The 294-nt window shown below is 64.6% G+C and carries 1 protein-coding gene; it reads right to left on the minus strand.

Annotated features, from left to right (window positions below; translation table 11 throughout):
* Positions 1-294, minus strand: a 294-nt coding sequence (locus DNK49_RS23555; RefSeq protein ID WP_279386444.1) for a formyltransferase family protein, incomplete at both ends; no start/stop codon positions are given.

Consider the following 294-nt stretch of genomic DNA (forward strand, 5'->3'; position numbering starts at 1 on the left):
GGACGGCTTTCTCGATGTCCTTGCCGTAACGCACCAGGTCTTCGGGTGCGTCGGAGTGGTCGATGCGGATGACGTCCTGCTCGATGATGGGACCCTGGTCGAGCTCGGAGGTGACGTAGTGGCAGGTGGCGCCAATGAGCTTGACGCCGCGCGCGTAGGCCTGGTGATAAGGCTTGGCGCCGACGAAGCTGGGCAGGAAGCTGTGGTGGATGTTGATGATCTGGCCGGGATGGCGCTCGCACAGGCCCGGCGACAGGATCTGCATGTAGCGGGCCAGCACCATCACGTCGCCCG

It is taken from the genome of Parazoarcus communis SWub3 = DSM 12120, from assembly GCF_003226565.1.
Lineage (GTDB): Bacteria > Pseudomonadota > Gammaproteobacteria > Burkholderiales > Rhodocyclaceae > Parazoarcus > Parazoarcus communis.